Raw genomic sequence first — 18,482 nt, 5'->3', positions numbered from 1 at the left:
AGACGCCTATGACTACTGCGTCCCCTTCCCCGTCCATCACTATTATCGGAGCCGGTCCAGCAGGGCTGTTCGCCGCCGAAATCCTGTCTGCGCGAGGATGCAGGGTACAGGTGTTTGATAGGATGCCAACCGTGGGGCGCAAGCTGCTCATGGCCGGGCGTAGCGGGCTGAACCTGACACATTCGGAACCGCTGGGCAGATTTCTGAAGCGTTATGGTAATGCGCAAGACTGGCTCGAACCTGCCATCCGCGCCTTTCCGCCAGAGGCACTGAGGCAATGGGCGGAAGGCCTCGGGCAGCCATGTTTTACCGGCTCTTCAGGGCGGGTATTCCCAAAAGCCATGAAAGCCTCTCCGCTTCTACGAGCGTGGCTGGAGCGTCTGGCGCAGCAGGGCGTGACGATCCAAACCCGGCATCGTTTCGTCAGCTGGGAGGGTTCGGACCCTGTTTTCGATACTCCTGACGGCCGGATTTCCGTTCAGGCCGATGCGACCCTCCTGACAATGGGGGGCGCAAGCTGGTCCCGTCTGGGGTCGGACGGTCTCTGGGCAGACCTCCTGCCGGATGACACCGCGCCTTTCGCACCTGCAAACTGCGGCTTCCTGCCCGACTGGCCAGCCGATTTCGCAGCAAGGCACGACGGTAGCGTCCTGCATTCAGTCGGTCTCTCTTTTGGCGGCCTATCATTTGACGAACATCAGAGCCGGGGCGACCTGACCATCACCGCCCGCGGGTTTGAAGGATCGGCGCTTTATGCGCTCTCGGCTGCGTTACGGGACGCGATCCGGCGCGACGGACAAGCCGTTCTCACTCTCGATCTTCGTCCGACACTTTCGAACGAAGAAGTTCTGAAGCGCCTGCTGGCCCAGCGCGAACGCGAAAGCCAGTCCAACCGTTTGCGCAAAGCACTGGCACTGGATGCACCGTCCCAGGAGCTTCTCAGGCTCGCGACACCCAAAAACGCCACCCCACTGCAGCTTGCCCAGACCCTCAAGGCCCTCCCGTTGCCGCTGGTCGGCATGGACGCGCTCGATCGCGCCATCTCGACCGCAGGGGGCGTACAAAGGGAGGTCGTAGATACACGCTTCATGTTGACGTCCCGCCCTGGCGTTTTCGTGGCCGGAGAAATGCTGGACTGGGAAGCGCCGACGGGCGGCTATCTGCTTCAGGGGTGTTTTTCCACAGCTCATGCGGCGGCAAATGGCGTCCTTGGGTGGCTAGAATCGTCCAATTCCGCTATCGCCTGACGCCATGACATCCATCGTTCTCGGACAGGGCCGCGACGGCTCCGACACCTGCATTGATCTGCCGGAGCTCCTGGCCACGCGCCTGCTGGTCCAGGGCAATTCCGGCTCGGGGAAATCGCATCTCCTGCGGCGCCTGCTTGAGCAGACGGCAACCCTCGTCCAGCAGGTGATGATTGATCCGGAAGGCGATTTCGTCACACTCGCCGACCATTACGGCCATCTGGTGATCGACGTCGAAGACCAGTCCGAAGCCAGCCTCCGCGCCGCTGGCGAGCGCGTACGGGCGCATCGGGCTTCCGTGGTGCTGAACCTCGAACAGGTCGAAGCCGAAATGCAGCTTCGCGCAGCCGGCGCGTTCCTTAACGGCATGTTCGAAGCCCCGCGTGCGCACTGGTATCCGGCCCTCGTGGTGGTGGACGAAGCCCAGCTCTTCGCCCCCGTGGCCAGCGGCGACACATCGGACGAAGCACGCCGCCTGTCGCTCGGCGCCATGACGAACCTCATGTGCCGTGGCCGAAAGCGCGGTCTGGCAGGCGTGATCGCAACCCAGCGTCTGGCGAAGCTGGCGAAGAACGTTGCGGCAGAAGCATCCAACTTTCTGATGGGCCGGACCTTCCTCGATATCGACATGGCACGCGCGGCCGATCTTCTGGGCATGGAACGCCGGGCAGCGGAATCCTTCCGTGACCTGGCCCGTGGTCAGTTCATGGCGCTCGGGCCGGCCCTGAGCCGACGTCCGAAACTCGTAGCCATCGGCCCTGTCACAACCGCAAGCCATGCCACTGGTCCGGTTCTCGTGCCGCTTGAGCCTGTTTCCGCTGAAGACCTGCGGGACATCATTCTCGAACCCGTCCATGAGTTCACCCCCCGGGCGCGTCGCGAGTCCCGCCCCCCTCCGCCGGATCTCCTCGCCCAGCTCGATGCCTATGGTGCAGAACGTGAGTCTGAGGAACCCGCCCCCGCAGCCGTGAGCATCGAGGCCGATCCAGATCAGCTCTGGTCGCTGGTCGCCGAAGTCGTGGCTGGGGAAGGTTCGGACTATAAACCGTTGGCGACCCTGTATCAGGACTTCCAACTCAGGGCGCGCATTCAGGGCCTGTCGCGCAATGTGCTGGAACTGGGGTCATTTAGCCGGATGCTGGCCACGATCCGCGCCGGGATGGACCGGGAGCGCTCCGAAGGCGAGGAGTGGAAGCAGGCCCAGACAGTCGCCGCGACCCTGCCGGAAGACGTGCAGGGCGTTTTCCTGCTGCTGGCCCGTACGGCGCTGGATGCGGAAACCTGCCCGGACGATGATGCGCTGGCCCGTGCCTACGGAACACATTCCCTTGGCCGTGCCCGCCGCCAGCTCAACTATCTTGAGGAACGGGAGGTTATCGTTCTTCAGGATACACCTCTGGGACGGCGGGTGGCGATCGTCGGACTGGGCTGGCAGACGACCTGACTGTCATAATTCTGTCACCGCACGTTCACAGGAGCTTCACACGCAGATCTTTAAGGAAAGATTAGGGTCCGCCGCATTCGACCCCTTATGCTTCCGGAAAGACATTCAATGCCGCGTAACCTGCTACGCTCCCGTCTGCTTCTGACGGTTTTCTGCTCGCCTTTCGCGCTCGTCACCGCCCTTCCTCACACGGCCGATGCAGCAGCGACGGCCCCCAAAAAGCCAGTTTCCACCGGCCATAACGCCAGACACAAAGCCAAAGCAGAGGCCATAGCAGGCGGTACCGAGCAGCTCGTCATCACAGCGCGCCGCACGCGTTCGGAGCAGGCTCTGGGCCGCGTCCAGATTCAGCGCATCCTTCCGGGCGTGAACCCGGTCAAGGCACTCGAAATCCTGCCGGGCGTAGTGTTCAACAATGCCGACCCCTGGGGCAACAACGAGCAGAATTCCTCGCTCTACGTTCACGGCTTTAACCAGAACCAGCTTGGCTACACGCTCGACGGAATTCCGCTCGGCGATCAGGCCTATGGCAACTACAACGGCCTGTCCCCGCAGCGTGCGGTCATCAGCGAAAATGTCGGATCGGCCTCGGTTTCGTCCGGTGCAGGCGCACTCGGTACGGCGTCCACATCCAATCTTGGCGGTACGCTCCAGTTCACGACTCAGGACCCACTGAGGAAGCGTGGCGCACAGATTCAGCAGGTTTTCGGAAGCTGGTCCACATTCCGGACCTATGCGCGGCTTGATACTGGCGAGTTCGGCCACGGCAACTCGGCCTATGTCTCCTTCGCACGGCAGGATGCGCGCGCGTGGGACTTTGCCGGTCATCAGGGCGGCTATCAGGTCAACGCGAAGTTCGTTCACAACAGCGAACATGATCATTTCTCGACCTTCTTCGACTGGTCCCAGAAGGTCGAGCCGAACGAGGACAGCATCACGCTACCGCAGGGTTACGGTATTTATGTTCGCCCGTTCACCTATCCCAATTTCAATTACGCCAAGGCCAACGCAAATGCGGTCGGCCTGAACTATCGCAATTACTACTCTGCGGCCCAGCGCGAAGACTTCCTTGCCTATTCCAAGTGGACGCATGATTTCAGCGAAAACCTGCACTGGGACAACAGCATCTATTATCACCACGATCTGGGTGAAGGTGTTGTTGCCGGTCCGATCTCCGCAGCCGGTCTGCCGACGCTGTTCGCCGCCTATTATCCGGGGCAGGACCTGAACAGCGTCTTCGGCGGTTCAGGCTATGCAACGCGGACGACCGAATACTGGGACAATCGCGGCGGCCTGATGTCCACGCTGCGCTACCATCTGGGCAAGCATTCGATCGAACTCGGCGGCTGGTATGAGCGCAACAACAACACGCAGGCCCGTCGCTGGTATCCGCTGAGCGCCACCAATCCGACGACGCCGTATGAGCGCCAGCAGAATGCTCTGATCGACCAGTATACCAACAATTTCTATACCAACACATTCGTCACGCATCTGCAGGACAACTGGCAGATTTCGAAGAACTTCTCGCTGATGGCGGGCTTCAAGTCCGAGCTGGTCTATACGAACGGCACCCTACCGGTCGCGGCAAAGGCTGGTTCGCTCTCGCCATCCTATGCTGTGACTGCTCCGGGTGGCGAGATCGATGCCGCCAAGCCGTTCCTGCCCGCTTTCGGTGCAGTCTGGGATATCACAAAGCACGAGCAGTGGTTCGCCAATATCCAGGAGAACATGCGCTCCTATCAGGACGCAGGCTATGGCAATGCCACCCCCTGGGGCGCAACCAGCCAGGCCGCCTTCGAAGAGTTCAAGAAGAACGGCAAGCCCGAAACATCATGGACCTACGAAACCGGTCTGCGTGAACATCGCCAAGTCCATCTCGGCCCTCTGACGGCGATCGAAGGTCAGGTCGAATATTATCACGTCCACTTCTCGAACCGCCTTCTGGCCGTGGCAACGACGCAGACCCTGTCGTCCATCATCGGTTCGGCCACCACGCTTGCGAACGTGGGTTCGGTCACAACGGATGGCATGGACTTCTCCTTCACCACCCATTTCGGTCCGCATTTCTCGCTGTACAACGCACTGTCCTACAACAAGTCCGTTTACAACGATAACTACAGCACCGGCTCGAGCATCATTCACACCGCAGGCAAGAACGTCGTTGGCATGCCGGACTGGTCGGAGAAGTTCGTCTTCACCACCAACTGGGGCAATGCTTACGGCCAGTTCACCGGCGACGTGATCGGCAAACGTTATGCGACCTACACCAACGACATGTGGGCCGCGCCATACGCTCAGTTCAACCTGAATGCGGGCTACACATTCCACAATATCCCGCATCTCGCGTCGCTGAAGGTTCAGGGCAACATCACCAACCTGACAAATACAAAGGGATGGTCCACGATCAACGCAACCCAGACCTCGGGTCAGTTTTCGGCCTATCCCATCGCGCCTCGCATGTTCTTCCTGAGCCTCAGCGCGACCCTTTAAGGAATACCGCCTCATGCTGACACGTCGCCAGAGCCTCGGCCTGCTCGCAGCAGGACTTCCGGCCCTGCATCTGCGGGCGAAGGCCGCGCCCTCACTGGCGCCGAAGCCCCTCGTATTCGCCCATCGCGGGGCCTCGGCCCTGCGTCCGGAACACACACTGGCCTCCTACGCCCGCGCCATGATGGACGGTGCGGATTTCATTGAGCCCGATCTCGTCATGACAAAGGACGGCCATCTGGTCGTCCGCCATGAAAGCAACATCGCCGGGACGACAGACGTCGCGGACCATCCAGAATTCGCCTCCCGTCACCGGTCTCTCAAGATTGACGGGCGCGTCGAAACCGGCTGGTTCACAACCGACTTCACGCTCGCCGAACTCAAGACCCTGCGCGCCCGTGAACGTCTTTCCACGATCCGGGTCCACAACACCCGCTATGATGATCATTTCGAAATCCCGACCTTCGAAGAAGTCATCGAGCAGGTCGCCGCACAGTCAGCCGCGACGGGTAAGGTTTTCGGCCTTGTACCGGAAATCAAACACTCCACGCACTTCAACAGCCTCGGCTTGAACCCCGAAGCCGCGTTCCTGCGCACGATTTCGGCCCACAACTACACGCGGCAGGCCCCGTTGGAGGTCCAGTCCTTCGAGACCGGAAATCTGGGTCGCATCCGGTCGGACGTCCTGTCCATCAACCCGCAGGCGCGTCTGATGTTGTTGATGGGTGAACGCAAGGACGTCCCGCCCGATCTGCTGGCAGCGGGCAAAACCACCACCTTCGGCGATCTCATGACGCCTGACGGCCTGAAGGACATCCGCCGCTATGCCGACGTGATCGGTCCGTCCAACACGGACCTGATCCCGCGCGACAGCAAGGGAGCGTGGTTGGAACCCTCCACCCTCGTAACGGACGCCCATAAAGCCGGACTTCTGGTCCACTCCTACACGGCGCGGCCGGAAAACTATTTCCTCCCGACGCAGCTTCGCAGTAATGCTGGCGACGCCGTCCGCAATCCTCAAGGCATGATCGCGGAACTCCGCCGCTATCTGGACATGGGGATCGACGGCTTCTTCACGGACGACCCCGCACTTGGGCGCATAGCCGTGGATGGGACCATCTGACCCATCATTCTCGTACAAATAAAGGAGGTCTCCCCCGCATAGGAGAGCCTCCTTTTTTTATGGCCGAGCAGGATTCTCAGTCGAGCTTGAAGTCCTTGATGACAGCTCTGTTGAAGGCCGGAATATTATCCGGGCGGCGAAAGTATCGCCGCCCGTCAGACAGTTACGCGTTGAGGTAAATGGTCTTGGTCTGGACGTATGCTTCCATGCCATGCTGCCCGTCTTCACCCCCAAGGCCACTCTCCTTGTAGCCATGATGGAAGCCCTGCGGCGCCTCGCCACCCGGCCGGTTCACGTAGACCTCGCCGAATTCCAGCTCGCGTGTCATGCGCAGGATACGCCCCAGATCGTGGGTGAAGAGATAGGCCGACAGGCCGTAGCGACAATCATTGGCCCATGCGATGGCCTCATCGAAATCCTTCACGCTGATCAGAGACATGACCGGACCGAAGACCTCGTTGTGCACGATGTCCATGTCCTGCGCCACATCCGTCAGCAGCGTCGGGGCATAGAAATACCCGTTGTCATACACACCACCCGTCAGACGCTTGCCCCCAATGGCGAGGCGTGCGCCCTGACGGACGGCATGTTCCACCATTTCATGAACTTTGTTGAGCTCATTTTCGCTCACTTTAGGGCCCATATCCGTGGCAGGATCGGTCGGCAATCCTACCTTCAAAGCCTCGATCTTCGCGCGAACTTTCTGGACAAACCTGTCATAGACAGCCTCGTGAACATAGGTCCGCTCGTTGCAGGTACAAACCTGCCCTGCATTACCAAAACGCGACGCAACCGCAGCCTCGGCGGCCCTGTCCAGATCGGCGTCTTCCATGACCATGAACGGCGCCTTGCCCCCAAGTTCCAGCCGGACTTCCTTCAACGTCTCAGACGCGGCAGCCATGATCTTTTTGCCCGCCGGTGTCGAGCCGGTCATCGTGATGAGCTTGATATCCTTATGTGCTACGAGCGGCACACCGACATCCTTGCCGTCCCCCGTCACGACATTGATGACGCCATGAGGAATTCTGGCTTCCTCAACCAGCTTCGCAAAATGCAGACACGCCAGAGGCGTCAGTTCATGGGGTTTGACGACGATCGTATTACCCGCCGCCACAGCCGGGCCGATCTTGCGGGCACAAAGCGCGAGCGGGAAGTTCCAGGCCGTGATCGCGCCAATAACGCCGAGCGGCACGCGGTCGATCAAGATCTTTTCGTCAGGAGAATTGCCCGGAATGATTTCGCCCTGGAGCCGCAATACGTTCTCAGCAGCGAAACGCAGCAGACCAATGGCGAAATCCACTTCGACCCGGGCTTCCTTCAGCGGTTTGCCCATTTCGGACGTGATGATGGCGGCCAGCTTCTCCTTGTCCCGCTTCACCAGATCCTTGAGCGCATGCACATAGTCTGCACGCTCGGTGGCTGTACGACGGCTCCAGCCAGTAAAGGCGGATTTCGCAGCGGCAACGGCAGCGTCCACATCCGCCTGCCCTCCTTTGGCCACTTCACCCACGACCTCTTTCGTGGCCGGATTTTCAACACTCAGCCACTCGCCGCCCTTCGGCGCGACCCAGGCTCCGTTGATAAAGAGATTTTTCTTTTCGATCATGAAATTTCCTGCTTTTTCAGTGCGGCGGCAAGACGCTCTGATTTGCAACAGACGCATCAAGCAGCCAGCAGTTCATTTGATGACCGTAGGGTGAAGCCCTTCTCCGATAATAAAAAGTGACGATTTGTGTTCTATATGTTCACTTTTCATGAATATTCAGAACCGCCGGAATATGGTCCAGGAACCTACGCCCCAAATCATTCAACCCCGGCTCGCGCCAGATAAAATACACATCGCTCCCCTGTAGATCTTCAGGATATGTGAAATCGATCCCATCGCGGCGGTCTTGCCGGACCTGCAGGAGAATACTGCGGGGAATGCAGGAAATCCCGAGACCGGACTGCACGCAGGCGAGGATAACATCGTAAGATTCGACAGTATGGATGACGGCGTTCGTCACCCCGTGTGATTCGAGCCAGGTTTCAAAAAAACGCCGGTAAAGACAGTCCGTATTGAACAGGAAGACATGCTGCCTGTCCTTGGGGCCTGCCCGGAGCCTTGTCTGACCGCCCGGCATCGCGAGAGCCAGTTTTTCATGGAAAGTAAGACGGCTTGCCATGAGCGGATGGACGATCGGGCCATCCGTCACCGCCAGATCAATTTCACCCTCCGCGAGCATCCGCTCCAGAGTATATGTTGGACGCAGGAGCACCCTGAGTTCCACCTCCGGACAGTCTGCAAGGAAGTGTGGAACGATCCCCGGCAGATATCCCTCAAGAGCCACATCCAGAGCACCAATCGTCAGGATGCCGCGCGGTCTTCCCTCTTCAAACAGATCAGTCAGATCCCGTGCGCCGGAAACGATCGGACCAGCTTTCTGATAGAATAGTCGTCCTTCGGGAGTGAGGATCAATCGCCCTTTTTCGCGGAAAAAGAGATCCTGCCCCAGCAGAAGCTCCAGTTCCCGGATCCGCGCCGTCACATTGGACGCCACGCAGTTCAGCCGGCGAGATGCCGCAATGACGGTCCCTTCCTCCACGACAGCACAGAACATTTCTATCTGAGCAAGGCGGAGCGGGTTCATACGACGTTCTCAGGAAAGGACACGGTCCCGGAAAAACATATCCCCAGATTCAGGGAACATCTCCGGGGAAGGGCCTGTGGATTGTTTGGGAAGAACTGGGGAACGTTTTCCCCATGCCAGCTTTCCTGCGGAGTCGCACGATGAGTGTATCCAGTGCGGATAAAAACCGGCTCCGGTCGGCTTTTCCGAAAGACGGATTATAGGTCGTGACCGCCCCCGTCTCGCGCAGACCCTGCATCAGATCGCGCATGGCCGAGACCATTCCGACGGAGCGTTCGTCAATTTCCTCGCCATTGGGGCGCAGGACAGAAGCCTGCTTCGCCAGACAGCGTACCGCTAGCGGAATGTCGTTCGTTACAATGATATCAAGAGGAGTCGCCTGTTCCGCGATCCAGTCATCCGCCACGTCTGGCCCTTCAGGAACAATAACACGTTCGATAAGCGGAGACTGGGGAATGTTCATCCAGCTATTGGCGACAACGACTGCCTGCAAACCATAGCGTGCCCCGACCCGATAGATCTCATCCTTAACAGGGCACGCATCGGCATCCACCAGAATCCGGGTGGCCTTCGTCATGGATCAGTCTTCCGCCTGAAAATGCCGGATCAGTTCTTCAAGAACCAGGTCGGGATGCTTCTCGCCCGAAACCCGGATTACCGGCTCATCATCTCCAGGGACTTCAAGAGTCGCAAGCTGGCTCGGCAGCAGGCTTGCGGGCATGAAATGCCCTTCCCTCCGCTTCAGACGTTCAGCCAGAGCGTCAGCAGACGTGTCGATATGGACAAATTCGATCGGCAGTCCTTCACCTGCAAGCTGCTCGCGATAGGCCCGCTTGAGAGCCGAACACGTTAGGACCGCCCCTTGCTCCGCTTCGACCTGCGCCCGCAGCCACTCATGGCACAACGCAAGCCAGGGCGCGCGATCCGTATCGGTAAGAGGCTGTCCCGCGCTCATTTTCTCCACATTCGCGGGCGGGTGAAGGGCATCGCCTTCCTGAAAGCGCCACCCAAGACGCGTGGCCAACCCGCTCGCGATCGTCGTCTTCCCCGTCCCAGAGACACCCATGATCACAAGATAACGGGGCCTGACGCCGATATGAGCTGTCTGTGCATCCATTGTCATAGCTCCCACCGTTCAACGCCTTCGGAGGTGGCGACCAGCACTTCAGAGGCCATGTTGAGGAACATGCCATGCTCCACAACGCCCGCGATGCGGGCAATCTTCGACACCAACGCCTCCGGATCTTCAATCGGACCAAAATGACAATCCAGAATCATGTTGCCCGTGTCGGTTACGAACAGAGATCCCGCTCTATCGGCCCTCGGCTTCACGCCTCTCGCCCCGCAGGCCGCAAGACGTTCCGCCGTGCATTCCCAACCAAAGGAAACCACCTCCACGGGCACAGGTGCGCGCTCACCCAGCAGATCGACAGGCTTGGTCCCGTCCACGATGACCACGAAACGCTTCGCAGCCTGCGCGACGATCTTTTCACGCAGTAACGCGCCCCCCAGTCCCTTGATCAGATTGAGCGGCCCCCTCTGAACCTCGTCCGCACCATCGATGGCAATATCGATCCGGCGATGCACACTGAAATCTGTCAGCGGAATACCAGCCCTGAGCGCCTTGTCCTCACTATCATCAGATGTCGGGATTCCGAAAATTTCCAGCCCCTCGGCAACACGCTCACCCAGACGCTCAATCATGTAAGCGGCCGTACTTCCCGTTCCGAGCCCGACCACCATGCCGCTCTTGACCATATCAGCGGCTTCACGCGCGGCAGTGCGCTTGTGAATATTCATGTCGGTATCGCTCAAGCGCCTTCTCCCACTGCTGCACGATCCGCAAGAATGACAATCCGTCCTTCGCTTGTCACCCGCGCGGACGGAATGGAACTGTCACCCTCGATCAGGCGCTCCAGCATTTCGACTTTGGAAGAACCGGTCACGAGAAACACAACAAGCGCACTGGAGCGTATGGCCGGATAGGTCAGCGTGATACGCTCATACGGCGCGGTAGAGGGAGCGGCCGTCCCGACCCAGGCGGTCCGCTCTTTCAGAACGTCCTGACCTGGAAACAGTGATGCCGTGTGTCCGTCCGTGCCCAGGCCCAGCATGACAAGATCAAACAACGGCTTCTCCGGATCGAGAACCGTTGCACCATAAGCCGTCTGAAGGGTCTTTTCGTAGGCTCTCGCGTCCTCTTCAACCGTGCCGACCGTCGGAATGGCGTGGACGTTCTGCGCCGGCACCGGCACGCGCGACAGCAAGACGGACTGGCCGACCGTATGATTACTGTCGGCATGTCCTTCAGGAACATGCCGCTCGTCTCCGTAAAAGACCTCGACCCGATCCCAGGGAATCAGCTTCGCACGCGATGGCGTCGCGAGAATTTCAAACAGTCTTTTAGGAGTGGAGCCGCCCGAAAGGGCTACCCGGAACGGACCGTCAGCTTTGGCAAGAACGCCCTCGATCAGGAGATCCGCCATCCGAAGGGCAACAGCCTCCGCGTCCGGAAGGGTCTCCAGCGTAGCAGCACGAATATCTGTTGTCATGACTGGGGCACTCTCGGCAGAATGTAACGCTCCACGGCCTTGGCCCAGCCGTCTCGCTCGTTGGTATCCGTGAGGACCTGCGCGGCGGCCTTCACATCGTCTTCGGCCTGTCCCATCGCGATCCCCAGACCTGCGACCGAAAACATCGGCAGATCATTATGGGCATCACCCAGACAGGCCACTTCATGCGGCGCAATCCCGTGGGCACGGGCCAGTTCGCGCACCGCCTCCCCTTTATTGGCAAGGGCCGGTGTTACGTCGAGCAGGATATCGGAAGAGCGCCTCACACTCGCATCACCCTGAAGCATAGCAGCAAGTTCCGTCTCGATATCCTGAAGCAGGCTGGTATTGCTGCTAACACCCATGACCTTGCCAACCCCCTCGAACTCCTGGCGCAGATCCGGAACCTGATGCGGGGTTAGACCGGTAATGCCGTGTTCGTGCTGGACAAAGGGTGTATGGGCGTCCTTTACCAGCCAGTAGGACTGCCGCAGAAACCAGGTCTCAATCCCGTGCAGATGAAGCATGTCATGGACAATGGACAGCACATCCGGAGAGAGAACGCGGCTGACGGATACCGCACCGTCAGGCGAGAAAATGATGCCGCCATTGAACCCGGCATTGTTCCCCGTCAGACCAAGCTGCCGGATATAGGAGACCATGGCAGCAGGAGGACGGGCGCTGGCCAGGCAGAGCGGAATACCCCGGTCCTGCAGCACTTTGGCCATCGCAAGCGTCGACGGTGCAATCACTTTGTCGGGTGTAAGAAGGGTTCCATCCATATCTGACACGACCATGCGAATGGTCTGTGGCAGCGGCGGTAGATCCGCATGAATGGCGTCTAGGTCAACGGACATAAAAGCCCCTGTAAAAACCCCCGTCAGAGTCTTTGCGGGGGCTGGCTGGTCAGCAATGGAGAACCATACCCTGCCAGCCAGTCATTGCCCATGACGGGCGCAGTCTTATTTCTTTTCGACGTGTCCGCCGAAGCCGAAACGCTGTGCCGAGAGCACTTTCTCGGCAAAGTTGTTGCCCGACCGCGAACGGAAGCGCGTAAACAGCGCGGCCGTCATGACCGGAGCCGGTACGTCTTCCTCGATAGCGGCCTCGATCGTCCACCGGCCTTCGCCGGAGTCCGCGACTTCACCCGAGAACTCGTTGAGTGTCTCGGAACGGGTCAGCGCCTCGGCTGTCAGATCGAGCAGCCAGGACGACACGACACTGCCACGGCGCCACACTTCGGCAATGTCACCCATATTGAGCTCGAAGCGGTCTTTTTCTGCAAGAACGGGAGAGTTCTTGCTCTTCATGATGTCGAAACCTTCGGCGAAGGCCTGCATCATACCGTATTCGATGCCGTTATGGACCATCTTCACGAAGTGCCCCGAACCAGCGGGACCACAGTGCAGATAGCCCTGCTCGGCGCGCGGATCATGACCCGCTTCGCCACGGCCAGGCGTGCGCGGCACGTCCCCGATGCCCGGCGCGAGCGCGCTGAGGATCGGATCGATGTATTCGGCGGTCTCTTTCGTGCCGCCAAACATCATGCAGTAACCGCGCTCCAGACCCCAGACGCCGCCTGAAGTCCCGACATCCACGTAAGAGATGCCCTTTTCAGCCAGCTCGGCCGACCGGCGGACGTCGTCCTTGTAATACGTGTTACCACCGTCGATGACGACATCCCCGCGCCCCAGAAGACCACCGAGCTCCTGAACACAGGCTTCGGTGATGGCACCAGCCGGAAGCATGACCCACACCACGCGGTGTTCGTCACCTTCGAGCAGCTTCGCCATCTCGGCCACAGAACTGGCGGGGGTCGCGCGCCCCGCTTCACAGCGTCCAGCGACCGAAGCCGTAACTTCCGGCGTGCGGTCGTGCACGACGACATCATGTCCGTGGCGCGTCAGACGAACGGCAATATTGCCGCCCATCCGTCCCAGTCCGATGATTCCGATCCGCATGACTTATGCTCCTGCCAGTGCTTTGTGAATCGCCGTTTCCAGAGCCTTGAGCCCTTCCTCCAGCGGTCCATCGATATGAACACGAAGGGCACGACGGCCACGAGCCGCGAGCACCTCGAAATCGCCTCGTGCCTGTGCCGCCTTGACGACACTGAAGCTGAAGCCATGGCCCGGAACCGGCACATCCGCCGCATCCGTGGTCGTAACCTGCAGGAACACGCCGCTGTCAGGTCCACCCTTGTAGGCCTGGCCCGTCGAATGCAGGAACCGGGGGCCAAACTCGGCGGCTGTCGCCACCTTCAGCGCGTCCCGAAGCTCCATGCGAACCGACTGTGCCCAGTCCCGCGTCTGCTGATCACGCCGGATATAAGCCAGCAGACCAACGTAATCGCCGGGCTTCACCCGATCGAACAGCGCCTTGAGAATGGAGGCCGCATCCCCCTTGCTGCCAGAAGCTTCAGTGTTCTTCGCATCGGCATAAAAGGACAGCGGACCATCCTTGGCGAAAGGCGTTTCCGGCGGAAGCGAACCCGTCTCGGCATAGGCGGACGTCAGCTTGCGTGTCTCGAGCTTGCTGAATTCCACGTCCGGCTGATCGAACGGATCGATCCCCAGAACGGCACCGGCGACGGCAGTCGCGAATTCGAACAGGAAGAATGCCTGTCCGATCTGCGCAGCGTCGGCCAAACGGATCGTGACGACAGGAGCCCCTGCGGCGCGCAGTGCGCCAAGACGGCTGTCCGGAGCATCGTCGCCAAGAAGCAGATCGACGAAAATACGATCCGTTCCGTAAACGTCCGGGGTGCCCAGCTCTTCTTCGTCAATCGGAATAAGGCCGAGGCCCTTCTTGCCGGTGCTTTCAGCAATAAGCTGCTCCAGCCATGCACCCAGCGAGGCAATCCCATCAGAAGCGAGAATCGTCACCTTGTCGCGCCCGAAGCAATGTGCTGCGTGACCGAGGATCAGCCCCAGAACAGCACCGGGATTGGCGGCAGGTGGCGCACTGCCATCACAGGATTCCACCATCAGCCTGGTAATCGTCAGCAGCTTGCGAACATCGATACCACTCGCGGCTGCCGGCACCAGCCCGAAATTGGACAGCACCGAATAACGGCCGCCAATCTTCGGATCGCCGTAGAACACACGCCAGAAGCCGTTTTCTTCGGCTACTTTCTGCATGTGCGAACCCGGATCGGTGATGGCAATGAAGCTGTCACCGGGCTTCTTGCCAAGCGCCTGACCCGCGACCTGCCAGAAATGCGCGAACAGGATGTTCGGCTCCAGCGTGCCGCCAGACTTGCTGGCCACGATGAACAGCGTGTTCTTGGGGTCGATGGCTTTTTCGAACGCCGTAACCTGCTGCGGGTCCGTGCTGTCAAGAACATGCAGCTTCGGCCAACCCTCCTGCTGACCGAATGTCTCGGCCAGAACCTCTGGTCCAAGACTCGAACCGCCCATGCCCAGAAGCAGGATGTCCGTGAAACCGCGACTGCGAACATCGCGGGCCAGAACTTCCAGCTCCTCGATATGCCACAGCCGATCCTGCACGACCGTCAGCCAGTTCAGCCAATCGGCTTCGGGACCGTTGGTCCAGACGGACGGGTCCTTCTTCCAGATGCGACGCAGACCGCCACTCTGGCTCCAGTCCTTCTCGGCGCCTGCCACATCGTCCCGAATATCCGACGGCAGGTCCGCACTCACACGGAGCAGGCGGTCACCGAGAACAGCTTCGCGTTTGGTGGCAACAGCGGTCAGGAGTGTATCAAACGACACACTGAAGGCCGCACAGCCTTCCTTGACCAGCTTCGTCGTCACGCCATCAAGATCAAGGCCAAGACGCTCGGCCTCTGCCATCACATGCCGGGCCTGATCGATATTTTCGGTCAGGCTGGCACGCGCTTTGCCGTGATCGCGGAACGCATCGAACGTTGCGGGCGGAATGGTGTTGACCGTCTCGGGTCCGATCAGTTCCTCGACATAGAGAACGTCGGAATAGGCTTTGTCCTTGGTGCCGGTGCTGGCCCAGAGCAGGCGCTGCGGGTTGGCGCCCTTCTCGGCAAGCGCCTTCCAGCGCTGGCTGTCACGAACTTCAAGGTAGTACTGATACGCCATCTTGGCGTTGGCGATCGCAACCTTGCCACGAATGGCCTTCAGTGCCTCGGCTTCCGCATCACCTGCAGCCACACGGCGGTCGATTTCGCCATCAATTTTGGCGTCGATGCGGCTGACGAAGAACGAGGCAACGCTGGAAATGCGGGAGACTTCCTCGCCACGCGCCACGCGGGCTTCCAGACCCGAAATATAGGCTTCAAGAACAGCCTTATAAGCGTCCAGTGAGAACAGCAGCGTCACATTGACATTGATGCCATCCGCAATCGCCTCCCGGATCGCGCCGGTTCCTTCGGCAGTTCCAGGAATCTTGATCATCAGGTTCTTGCGCGCGACCGTTTTCCAGAGCCTGCGGGCCTCAGTGATCGTTCCATGCGCGTCAAACGCCAGATAGGGCGAAACCTCGAGGCTGACATAGCCATCCAGCCCCTTGGTCTTTTCAAACACCGGGTCAAGCACCGCACAGGCGGACCGGATGTCGTCAATGGCGAGATGCTCGTACAGATCGCCAGGGGACAACCCCTCGCCTTCGAGCAGCTTGCGAATCTGCGGATCGTATTCCGTGCCGTGTCCAATAGCCTTCTCGAAGATGGCCGGGTTGGACGTCACGCCACGCAGGCCATCCTCGTCCACCAGCTTGCGGAGGCTTCCATCCTCCGTGAAGCTACGCTGGATGAAATCCAGCCAGGGAGACTGGCCGTATTTCTCGAGGTCGCACAAAGCGTTGCTAACGGTATTCAGACCGGTATTGGAGATTGTGTCTGCCACAGGATCTCTCCCTTACTTGCCGCGAAGGGCCTGACGCTTTGCCGCGTCATAGACCGCCTCGGGCGTGAAACCGAATTTCGTGAGCAGTGCGGAAGCCGGAGCCGACGCACCGAACGTGTTCATCGCGATGATCGCGCCACCCAGACCGACATAACGATCCCAGCCGAAGGCCGCAGCCTGCTCGACCGCGACGCGGCCAATGACATCCGGCGGCAGGACGGAATCGCGGTATTCCTGGCTCTGCTCTTCGAAAAGATCAAAGCTCGGCATGGAGACGACGCGGGCCTTGATGCCTTCTGCCGTCAGCTTCTCGTAAGCCGCGACCACAAGGCTGACTTCCGAACCCGACGCAATCAGGATCACATCAGGCTTGCCCTCACAGCTCGCCAGAACATAGGCGCCCTTCGCCAGACCGGCAGCGGAAGCGTACTTCGTACGGTCAATCGTGGGCAGATTCTGACGGCTCAGAGCGAGGACAGAAGGCTTGTGCGTCATCGGAATCAGCGTCCGCCAGGCTTCCGCCACTTCGTTGGCGTCGGACGGACGGATCGTCATGATGCCCGGCGTAGCGCGAAGCTGTGCAAGCTGCTCGATCGGCTGATGCGTCGGTCCGTCTTCACCCACGCCAATGGAGTCATGCGTGAAGATGTAAAGAACCGGCAGCTCCATGATGGACGACAGACGGATCGGCGCCTTCATGTAATCGGAGAAAATCAGGAAGCCCGACCCGTAAGCCCGGATTCCCGACAGCGCGATGCCGTTGCAGATGGAACCCATCGCATGTTCGCGCACACCGAAATGCAGGTTCCGGCCGCCATAGGTGCCATTCCATTTTTCCGGCTGGAAAGAGCCACCGCCCTTGATGTCCGTCTTGGTGGACGGCGTCAGGTCGGCGGAACCGCCAATCATCCAGGGAAGGTTCTTCGCAACCGCATTCAGAACCTGACCAGAGCTTGCACGCGAGGCAATGCCCTTGGCATCAGCTTCGAAGGTCGGGATATCCTTGTCCCAGCCTTCCGGCAGCCGGTGCTCGATGATGCAGTCGATTTCAGCCGCGAGTTCCGGATGTGCCTCACGATAGGCCGAGAACAGCTCACGCCATTCCGCACTGGCCTTCGCGCCGCGCTTGCCGAGACCTTCGGCGAAATGCTCCTTCACCCCGTCCGGGACATAGAAGTCCGGAGCGTCCTCAGGCCAACCATAAGCGGCCTTTGCGCCTTTGATCTCTTCCGCACCCAGCGGCTCACCATGCGCCGAAGCCGTACCGGCCTTCTTGGGAGCACCATAGCCGATGACCGTCTTGAGCACGATCAGGCTCGGACGATCCGTCACCGCGCGGGCCGCCTTCAGTGCTGCGAGAATGGCATCGACGTCATTGCCGTCCGTGAGCGTCTGAACATGCCAGCCATACGCCTCGAAGCGCTTACCCACGTTTTCCGTGAAAGCAAGGTCCGTCGAACCTTCGATCGAAATCTGGTTCGAGTCATAAATCCAGGTCAGATTTCCAAGTGCGAGATGACCTGCCGTGGAGGCAGCTTCGGAAGCCACACCTTCCATCATGTCACCATCACCACAGAACACCGTGACGTGATAGTCGAACAGCTTGAAGCCCGGACGGTCATAGCGCGCGGACATCCATTTCTGCGCAATCGCCATACCGACGGAATTGCCGCACCCCTGCCCGAGCGGGCCGGTCGTGGTTTCTACACCAGCGGTAAAGTGATATTCTGGATGGCCCGGCGTCTTAGAGTTCAACTGACGGAACTGCGAGAGATCCTCGACAGTAAGCGACGGTGCATCAACGACCTTACCGTCCCGGATATCCTTCACGCCCGTCAGGAACAGGGTGGAGTACAGCAGCATCGATGCATGGCCGACCGAAAGGACGAAACGGTCACGCGCCGGCCAGCACGGATCGGCCGGATCGTATTTCAGATCGTGCTGCCAGACCGCATACATCGCGGGTGCGAGAGCCATGGCCGTGCCGGGATGGCCGGAATTGGCGCGTTCGACACCTTCCATCGAAAGGGTACGGATCGTATTGATGGCGAGTTGGGGAAGCGTACTCATCGGAATGGGATCTCCGGCTTGTGACTGACGGGAAGAAACGCGACGATATTTCCCGTACATTCTGTTGCCACGGCATGACGCGAAGTCGCGC

The 18,482-nt window shown here is 59.8% G+C and carries 14 protein-coding genes; 4 read left to right on the top strand and 10 right to left on the bottom strand.

The window, feature by feature from the left end; all coding sequences use genetic code 11:
* Positions 1-8: 8 nt before the first annotated feature.
* From GKA01_RS00565 to GKA01_RS00550, 4 genes are all read left to right on the top strand, one after another.
* The gene (locus GKA01_RS00565; RefSeq protein ID WP_146858178.1) at positions 9-1,247 is read left to right on the top strand and encodes a TIGR03862 family flavoprotein; all 1,239 of its coding nucleotides are present in this window, start codon (positions 9-11) and stop codon (positions 1,245-1,247) included.
* A 4-nt stretch (positions 1,248-1,251) separates the two neighbouring features.
* Entirely contained in the window at positions 1,252-2,691 is a 1,440-nt protein-coding gene (locus GKA01_RS00560) for an ATP-binding protein (RefSeq protein ID WP_146858176.1), read from the top strand.
* A gap of 108 nt (positions 2,692-2,799) precedes the next feature.
* Positions 2,800-5,181, top strand: a complete 2,382-nt coding sequence (locus GKA01_RS00555) for a TonB-dependent receptor (protein ID WP_146858174.1) — start codon at positions 2,800-2,802, stop codon at positions 5,179-5,181.
* A 13-nt stretch (positions 5,182-5,194) separates the two neighbouring features.
* Complete coding sequence (locus GKA01_RS00550; protein WP_146858172.1) at positions 5,195-6,301, top strand: glycerophosphodiester phosphodiesterase; 1,107 nt, start codon at positions 5,195-5,197, stop codon at positions 6,299-6,301.
* A gap of 163 nt (positions 6,302-6,464) precedes the next feature.
* Here GKA01_RS00550 and aldA read toward each other — a convergent pair whose 3' ends face one another.
* The 10 genes from aldA to tkt form a co-directional block, all read right to left on the bottom strand.
* Positions 6,465-7,907 (bottom strand): aldehyde dehydrogenase, encoded by a 1,443-nt coding sequence (gene aldA, locus GKA01_RS00545; protein WP_146858170.1) that lies wholly within the window; start codon positions 7,905-7,907, stop codon positions 6,465-6,467.
* A gap of 139 nt (positions 7,908-8,046) precedes the next feature.
* Positions 8,047-8,931, bottom strand: coding sequence for a LysR family transcriptional regulator (locus tag GKA01_RS00540; protein ID WP_146858168.1), 885 nt, complete (start codon positions 8,929-8,931; stop codon positions 8,047-8,049).
* Positions 8,932-8,980: 49 nt separating this feature from the next.
* Positions 8,981-9,508 carry a YaiI/YqxD family protein gene (locus tag GKA01_RS00535; protein WP_146858166.1) on the bottom strand — a complete coding sequence of 176 codons (528 nt, stop codon included), beginning with the start codon at positions 9,506-9,508 and terminating at the stop codon, positions 8,981-8,983.
* A 3-nt stretch (positions 9,509-9,511) separates the two neighbouring features.
* Positions 9,512-10,048: a gluconokinase gene (locus tag GKA01_RS00530; RefSeq protein WP_194265778.1), complete on the bottom strand. Its 537-nt coding sequence runs from the start codon at positions 10,046-10,048 to the stop codon at positions 9,512-9,514.
* A gap of 2 nt (positions 10,049-10,050) precedes the next feature.
* Positions 10,051-10,731, bottom strand: coding sequence for a ribose-5-phosphate isomerase RpiA (rpiA, locus tag GKA01_RS00525; protein WP_146858589.1), 681 nt, complete (start codon positions 10,729-10,731; stop codon positions 10,051-10,053).
* Positions 10,732-10,742: 11 nt separating this feature from the next.
* On the bottom strand, positions 10,743-11,483 hold the full coding sequence (pgl, locus tag GKA01_RS00520; RefSeq protein WP_146858162.1) for a 6-phosphogluconolactonase: 741 nt from the start codon (positions 11,481-11,483) through the stop codon (positions 10,743-10,745).
* Positions 11,480-12,340, bottom strand: a complete 861-nt coding sequence (locus GKA01_RS00515) for a Cof-type HAD-IIB family hydrolase (RefSeq protein WP_194265779.1) — start codon at positions 12,338-12,340, stop codon at positions 11,480-11,482. The genes pgl and GKA01_RS00515 overlap by 4 nt, the downstream gene beginning before the upstream one ends.
* Before the next feature lie 105 nt (positions 12,341-12,445).
* The gene (gnd, locus tag GKA01_RS00510; protein ID WP_146858158.1) at positions 12,446-13,444 is read right to left on the bottom strand and encodes a phosphogluconate dehydrogenase (NAD(+)-dependent, decarboxylating); all 999 of its coding nucleotides are present in this window, start codon (positions 13,442-13,444) and stop codon (positions 12,446-12,448) included.
* Between the two features lie 3 nt (positions 13,445-13,447).
* Positions 13,448-16,321 carry a bifunctional transaldolase/phosoglucose isomerase gene (locus GKA01_RS00505; protein ID WP_146858156.1) on the bottom strand — a complete coding sequence of 958 codons (2,874 nt, stop codon included), beginning with the start codon at positions 16,319-16,321 and terminating at the stop codon, positions 13,448-13,450.
* A gap of 12 nt (positions 16,322-16,333) precedes the next feature.
* Positions 16,334-18,391 carry a transketolase gene (gene tkt / locus GKA01_RS00500; RefSeq protein ID WP_146858154.1) on the bottom strand — a complete coding sequence of 686 codons (2,058 nt, stop codon included), beginning with the start codon at positions 18,389-18,391 and terminating at the stop codon, positions 16,334-16,336.
* Positions 18,392-18,482 lie beyond the last annotated feature (91 nt).

The organism is Gluconobacter kanchanaburiensis NBRC 103587 (assembly GCF_007988905.1).
Taxonomy (GTDB): domain Bacteria; phylum Pseudomonadota; class Alphaproteobacteria; order Acetobacterales; family Acetobacteraceae; genus Gluconobacter; species Gluconobacter kanchanaburiensis.
This window is presented reverse-complemented; position numbering and strand designations above follow the sequence as displayed.